This is a genomic window from Microcoleus sp. B9-D4, assembly GCF_036705105.1.
In the GTDB taxonomy this organism is placed as follows: Bacteria; Cyanobacteriota; Cyanobacteriia; order Cyanobacteriales; family Microcoleaceae; genus Microcoleus.
Genome location: NZ_JAUBTS010000126.1, coordinates 1 through 6113 on the forward strand (window position 1 = coordinate 1; position 6113 = coordinate 6113).

6 protein-coding genes are annotated in these 6113 nt (G+C 45.9%); 3 read left to right on the top strand and 3 right to left on the bottom strand.

The window, feature by feature from the left end:
- A partial coding sequence (locus tag QUB24_RS32725; RefSeq protein WP_333157721.1) for a transposase occupies positions 1-1066 on the top strand: 1066 nt, incomplete at its 5' end.
- A 118-nt stretch (positions 1067-1184) separates the two neighbouring features.
- On the opposite strand, the gene minE is transcribed toward QUB24_RS32725, so the two are convergent.
- The 3 genes from minE to minC all read right to left on the bottom strand — a co-directional run bounded on the left by minE (position 1185) and on the right by minC (position 3637).
- Positions 1185-1556, bottom strand: a complete 372-nt coding sequence (gene minE / locus QUB24_RS32730) for a cell division topological specificity factor MinE (RefSeq protein ID WP_333157722.1) — start codon at positions 1554-1556, stop codon at positions 1185-1187.
- Between the two features lie 216 nt (positions 1557-1772).
- Entirely contained in the window at positions 1773-2579 is an 807-nt protein-coding gene (minD, locus tag QUB24_RS32735) for a septum site-determining protein MinD (protein ID WP_333157723.1), read from the bottom strand.
- Positions 2580-2827: 248 nt separating this feature from the next.
- On the bottom strand, positions 2828-3637 hold the full coding sequence (gene minC, locus QUB24_RS32740; protein WP_333157725.1) for a septum site-determining protein MinC: 810 nt from the start codon (positions 3635-3637) through the stop codon (positions 2828-2830).
- Between the two features lie 218 nt (positions 3638-3855).
- Between minC and QUB24_RS32745 the strand changes: the two genes are divergently transcribed.
- Both QUB24_RS32745 and QUB24_RS32750 read left to right on the top strand, forming a co-directional pair.
- Entirely contained in the window at positions 3856-4779 is a 924-nt protein-coding gene (locus QUB24_RS32745) for an ADP-ribosylglycohydrolase family protein (RefSeq protein ID WP_333157727.1), read from the top strand.
- 186 nt (positions 4780-4965) lie between these two features.
- Positions 4966-5745, top strand: a complete 780-nt coding sequence (locus QUB24_RS32750) for a Uma2 family endonuclease (RefSeq protein WP_333157728.1) — start codon at positions 4966-4968, stop codon at positions 5743-5745.
- Positions 5746-6113 lie beyond the last annotated feature (368 nt).

Consider the following 6113-nt stretch of genomic DNA (forward strand, 5'->3'; position numbering starts at 1 on the left):
TAAAGTAAGTCAGCAAATCTTGATGGTGCTAGACAAGAATTGGAAATCGTTTTTTGAAGCCGTTAAAGCTTACAAAGCTGACTCTTCAAAATTCACGGGTCGCCCAAAATTGCCAAAGTACAAAGATAAGACTAAAGGGCGAAACCTTCTCGTTTACACGATTCAAGCAATTAGCAGCAAACAGTTGAAGAAAGGAATCATTAAACTTTCCGGCACTGAACTTTCAATTAAAACCCAACTCAATCCCAACCAGATTTGTCAAGTTAGGCTGGTTCCGAAATGTGATTCCTATGTAATTGAGGTGATTTATGATGAAGCGGAGTCCACCCTTGGCAATGCCAACTCTGTAGCTAGTATTGATTTGGGACTGGACAATTTAGTGGCGTTAACTTCAAATCAACCGGGTTTTACCCCTTTGTTGATCAACGGGCGACCATTGAAATCGATTAACCAGTTCTACAACAAACGCTCTTCACGATTACAATCCCAGTTAAAAGGGAACCGCAAAACGTCACCCCGGATTCAGCGCTTAACTCGTTGTCGCCATCAAAAAGTTGATAATTACTTGCATCATGCTAGTCGCGTGATTGTTGACCATTTGGTAGTGAACCAAATTGGAACGCTGGTCATCGGCAAAAATGCACAGTGGAAAACCGATATCAATCTAGGTAAACAAACCAACCAAAATTTTGTCAGTATTCCTCACTCTCGATTAATTGAGATGTTAGAATACAAAGCTCGCTTGGTGGGAATCACAGTAATTGTGCAGGAAGAATCCTACACGTCCAGAAGTAGCTTTCTGGGTTTAGACCCAATTCCTGTTTACGGGAAAACAGAAAAAGAGCCGATGTTTACTGGTAAGCGTATCAAGCGAGGTTTGTACAAAACATCGACTGGTCAGTTAATTAATTCTGATATCAACGCTTCGTACAACATCCTCAGAAAAGCAATCCCAAATGCGTTCAGCAATGGGATAGGGAGCTGCGTAGTTCAGCCGAGGCGGGTCAATCCGCTCAAAGTAAAAGTGAATGGGGAGGGACTTGAAGCCTCCCATGCCTATAAATGACTATACTTTTACCAGCTATGTCTATTTTCTAACCGACGAAAGCGGTTGCTATACTTTAATTTAAATGCCGATCGGCTCGAATCGAACTCTTTGCCTGACAATAAAATCTCAATCCCTATCACTCTCTTGTTTCGGGGAGAATTTCGACTACATACTCCGGTACATATTCTGGTCGATTCTCTGGCCGATTCGGGGGCAAATTCTTGGGCAAATTCTCCGGTGGATGTTCGAGTCTGACTCGCCGGATCGGAAGATTTGCAATTAGTGCTGTGGCCCGCTGGTCGCTCTCCAGCGAGAACTCAGACCCGGTGGTATCGATTTCCACGTAGCGAGACACCACCTCTAGAATTTCTCGGCGCATCGACTCAACCATTTCTGGGCTGAGTTCTGAGCGGTCGTGGGCTAGAACCAGTTTGAGGCGCCGTTTTACCTCGTCGCGGCTGTTGTCAGGGGTGCGCGGGAAAAGTCGTTCGAGAAGTGTGTGTATCATGGGTCGGGCTGGTTTGTCAAGGGTTAGGCATAGAAAACGTCATACCATTTTCGATTTTCGAGTTTCGATTTTCGATGGGGGAATAAGTGATTCCCGTCAGGTTGGGAGCTGGTCTACAGTTTCATTCTTTTTGGGAACTGGTGTGAGTGGGGGAAATTTTGGGGTAGTTTTTGTGATGCGGTCGCTGCTGTTAAAGCTCGATCGCCAATGAGCACATCACATAATTTTAGTATTTAAGAACTTGCGGAGGCGAGTAAAGAAGTTTTCCCGACGGGGATTGAGATCTAGAAAATCAACTTTTTCGCCTTCTAAGCGGCGGGCAATATTGTCGAAGGCAGTTCCAGCTAAAGAGGCCGTTTCCGACAATACTAATGGTTCGCCTCGGTTGGTGGAAACGATGACGCGCTCGTCGTCGGGAACCACGCCTAACAGCGGAATCGCGAGGATTTCCCGCACGTCTTGCACCGACATCATATCATTTGCCAGCACCATTGCGGGTCTGATCCGGTTGACGATCAGGTTGATTTTCTTGACGTTGTTGGCTTCCAGCAGCCCGATGACTCGATCGGCATCTCGGACAGCAGCGATTTCGGGAGTTGTGACAATTATCCCTTCTTGAGCTGGGGCGATCGCATTTTGAAAACCTTGTTCAATTCCAGCAGGAGAGTCGATCAAAATATAGTCATATTTTGGTCCCAACATCCCCACAAGCTGCTTCATTTGCTCAGCGCTGATGGCATCCTTCATCCGAGTTTGGGCAGCCGGCAACAGCACCAAGCGCGGCTGCCGCTTATCTTTCACCAAAGCTTGCTCTAATCGGCACTCTCCAGCGAGAACTTCTAATGCCGTGTAAACAATCCGATTTTCTAAGCCCAGCAGCAAGTCCAAATTTCTGAGACCGAAATCGGCATCAATTACAGCAACGTTGCGTCCCCGCTTAGCTAAAGCCATGCCGAGATTGGCTGTGGAGGTGGTTTTTCCTACCCCGCCTTTCCCTGATGTAACAACAATAATGCGAGCCATAAGCGATTTTTAGATTAGTTATTGCTAATTGGTAATTGGTAATTGGTAATTGGTAATTGGTAATTGGTAATTGGTAATTGGTAATTGGTAATTGCTAATTGGTAACAACTAACAAATGCCAACTAACAACTAACAACTGTCAACTGTCAACTGTCAACTGCCAACTGTCAACTGTCAACTGCCAACTGTCAACTGTCAACTGTCAACTGCCAACTGTCAACTGTCAACTGTCAACTGTCAACTGTCAACTAACCATTACCCCCGACTAACTGCGATTTGTCAAAATCAGAGGCTCTACCGATCCGAATCCCTTGAGGCGTCACATAGGCGACTTCCGGGAAAAACTGAGCGGGTGAGGTTTCTGGGCCTCTGGCAACATACTTAGCAATCCTAATCACCATCGGTTCCATCTGCAAGGTCATAATCACGCTTTTGGTATTGCCACCGGCACCGGCGTGCACGACTCCCCGCAAACGGCCCCAAACTAGGATATCGCCTCCGGCGATGACTGAGCCGCCGGGATTTACGTCTCCCAAAAGTACGACGGTGCCGGGATGGCGAATTTCTACGCCCGATCGCACTGTCATCTGCAAATATAAAGGTTCCGCCAGCGATTGCGGTTTTTCGGAAGTGGCTTTATTCAGGGAAGAAACCGGAGGCTGCTGTTCTACACAATAGCCTGCTGTAGCTGCGGCAACGGCGGTTTGGCGACGACTGGTGTGGACTCGTTTGAGTTGCAGTTCCACTTCCGAGAGGGCATCGGCGATTTCTTGTAGTTGGCGGATATCTAAAAGTCGATCGTTCGCCATCAATTGTACTTCGGCATTTGCCTGCCAAAAGCGTTCTCCAGCGTTCAGCCTGACTTTTAGCTGCTGCCAAAGTTCAGTCCAAGTCGAGGCCGTGGCTGTTGGTAATTCACTGGTGTTAGTTTCTGAGGGGAGTAGCAGTAGTAGCTGTCCATCTTCTGTTTTAAGGCGGACTTGCATATCAAGGCTGACTTCGGGTGTCGCTTGAGGGGCCGGTTCTGCAGCGGCTCCGGGGAAAACATCGGGTGTCATGGACAGGTCTGAGTTCGGGTATGGACAGGTTAACATCAATATTAGCTCGATCGGTCTTTTGGCTCAGCTTCGTTTGTGAACAAGATTTTTTTTATTAACCGCAGAGGGCGCAGAGGACGCAGAGAAAGAGAATAGAGAGGAGAAGAGAGAAATAGTTTTGACAAGCTATGATAATTCAATAATAACGTGCTTACTAATTATTAATTTTCAATTACTATATGCAGCAAATAGAACGTTATCGCGGCAGTCTTCTTGGTTTAGCAGTTGGCGATGCTCTCGGAACAACTTTAGAGTTCTGTCGCCCAGGAACATTTACACCTATTAACGATATGGTTGGCGGCGGCCCGTTTCGACTGCAACCGGGCGAGTGGACTGATGATACTTCGATGGCGCTTTGTTTAGCTGAAAGTTTGATTGAGAAAAAAGGTTTCGATCCAGTCCATCAATTAGAAACTTATTTGCGGTGGTGGCGAGACGGAAATTTCAGCAGTACGGGTGAATGTTTTGATATTGGCAATACGGTTCAACAAGCACTTTGGAAGTTTGAAGATACAAGAAAACCTTACTGCGGTTCTACCGATGCTCATACTGCTGGAAATGGTTCGATTATGCGTTTGGCTCCCGTGCCTTTGTTTTATGCTACAAATCCTTTGGAAGTAATAGAAAAATCTGGAGAAAGTTCGAGAACTACTCACGGTGCTGCTACTTGTGTGGATGCTTGCCGCTATTTTGGTGCTTTAATTGCGGGGGCGGTGAATGGAGTTGCTAAAGATGTGTTGCTTTCGGAAAGATATTGTCCGATTTCGGGCTATTGGGAAGCTCACCCGCTGGTAGCAGAGATTGATGAGATTGCGGCGGGTTCTTTTAAATTGCGACAACCTCCTGAAATTAAAGGTACTGGTTATGTGGTCAAGTCTTTGGAGGCGGCACTTTGGGCTTTTTACAACAGTTCTTCTTTTGCTGAAGGCTGTTTGTTGGCTGTGAATTTGGGCGATGATGCGGATACAACGGGTGCGGTTTACGGACAGTTTGCTGGGGCTTTTTACGGTGAGGGGGGAATACCGGAAAAATGGATCTCGCAATTAGTCGATCGCACTTTAATTGCATCTTTTGGCGATCGGCTTTTCTCTTTATATAGTTAAAATCGATGTTTTAAATCAAGGGTGACAATTCCCAGGCATAACATAAATAATTGTAGGGGCGGGTTCACCGAAATATATGACACCCACCGACAAATCAGATAAACCCGCCCCATCCCATTCAGAAACTAGCAACTTGAGTTAATATAGATAAATTTACATAAACATTTCTGGTTGAAGGTTAATACAATGGTACTCGAAGCCCCGTCTATCAAAGCCAAACTAACCGTCACCTGGGAACCCCTACCAGCTAACTTCGTATTACCCGACGATCCGGTGGAAAATATTCAACAACCTTCTCTCGCCGCTGGTCTCACCGATGCACTGGGAGCCGCAGGATGTATCCAGCCAGAAATGCTGATGGCCTCTAATTTGGGGTTAGTCGCCACAGTCAATAAAAAGATTGTTGTCAAAGCTCCAGACTGGTTTTATGTACCCCAAGTGCATCCTCTAGCAGAGGGGGTAATTCGCCGTAGTTATACTCCTCATACTGATGGTGCTAATGTGGCGATCGTGATGGAGTTTCTCTCGGAAGCAGAGGGAGGAGAACTATCGGTCAGAGCAACTCCGCCCTATGGTAAACTCCACTTTTACGAACAGATTCTTCAAATACCTACTTATGTCACTTATGACCCCTACGAAGGTATTTTAGAAGTGCGCTATTTGCAAGATGGGCGGTATGTTTTACATTCAGCAAATGAGCAGGGGCGGGTGTGGATTCCACAACTGGAACTATATCTGGGGATTTGGTCGGGGGAAAGGTTGGGACAAACCATGAACTGGCTGCGCTGGTGGGATGATGTAGGTAATTTGTTGCTGTGGAGTTCAGAACAAGCTGAGCAAGAAAGGCAAAGGGCTGACCAAGAAAGGCAAAGGGCTGAGCAGGAAAGCCAAAGGGCTGACCAAGAAAGGCAAAGGGCTGAACGATTGGCGGCTAAGTTGCGCGAATTGGGAGTTGATCCAGATTGAACGCTGATTGAAAGCTAATTTACGATCGCCCTGAATACACAGGACTTACCCAACTATCTACCAGAATAGGCGCAACCACAGGCAGATTGCCCCTACAAAACGCTATATTTTGTTTTTCGTAAGTCCTGAATCGAAAATCAAAAATCGAAAATCTATTGACGTGTGTAGCAATTCGTGATACTCTTATCCGCATTTCTCGATATATAAAAAATATTTATGAATAAATCTTAAGTTTTAATTAAATTTAGTATTATAATTTTGGTAACTTTCTCCTAAGTATTTATTCTCACTGTCAGGAACTCAGGGCTAAAGCCACTGAGCTTGTAAGAAATTACAAGCTATTCTGACCAGCCTAAGTCTTAACTGAC

Excerpts from the sequence above, each read along its gene's own strand:
- minE (WP_333157722.1), bottom strand. The coding sequence starts at position 1,556 with ATGATACACACACTTCTCGAACGACTTTTCCCGCGCACCCCTGACAAC.
- minD (WP_333157723.1), bottom strand. The coding sequence starts at position 2,579 with ATGGCTCGCATTATTGTTGTTACATCAGGGAAAGGCGGGGTAGGAAAA.
- minC (WP_333157725.1), bottom strand. The coding sequence starts at position 3,637 with ATGACACCCGATGTTTTCCCCGGAGCCGCTGCAGAACCGGCCCCTCAA.
- QUB24_RS32745 (WP_333157727.1), top strand. The coding sequence starts at position 3,856 with ATGCAGCAAATAGAACGTTATCGCGGCAGTCTTCTTGGTTTAGCAGTT.
- QUB24_RS32750 (WP_333157728.1), top strand. The coding sequence starts at position 4,966 with ATGGTACTCGAAGCCCCGTCTATCAAAGCCAAACTAACCGTCACCTGG.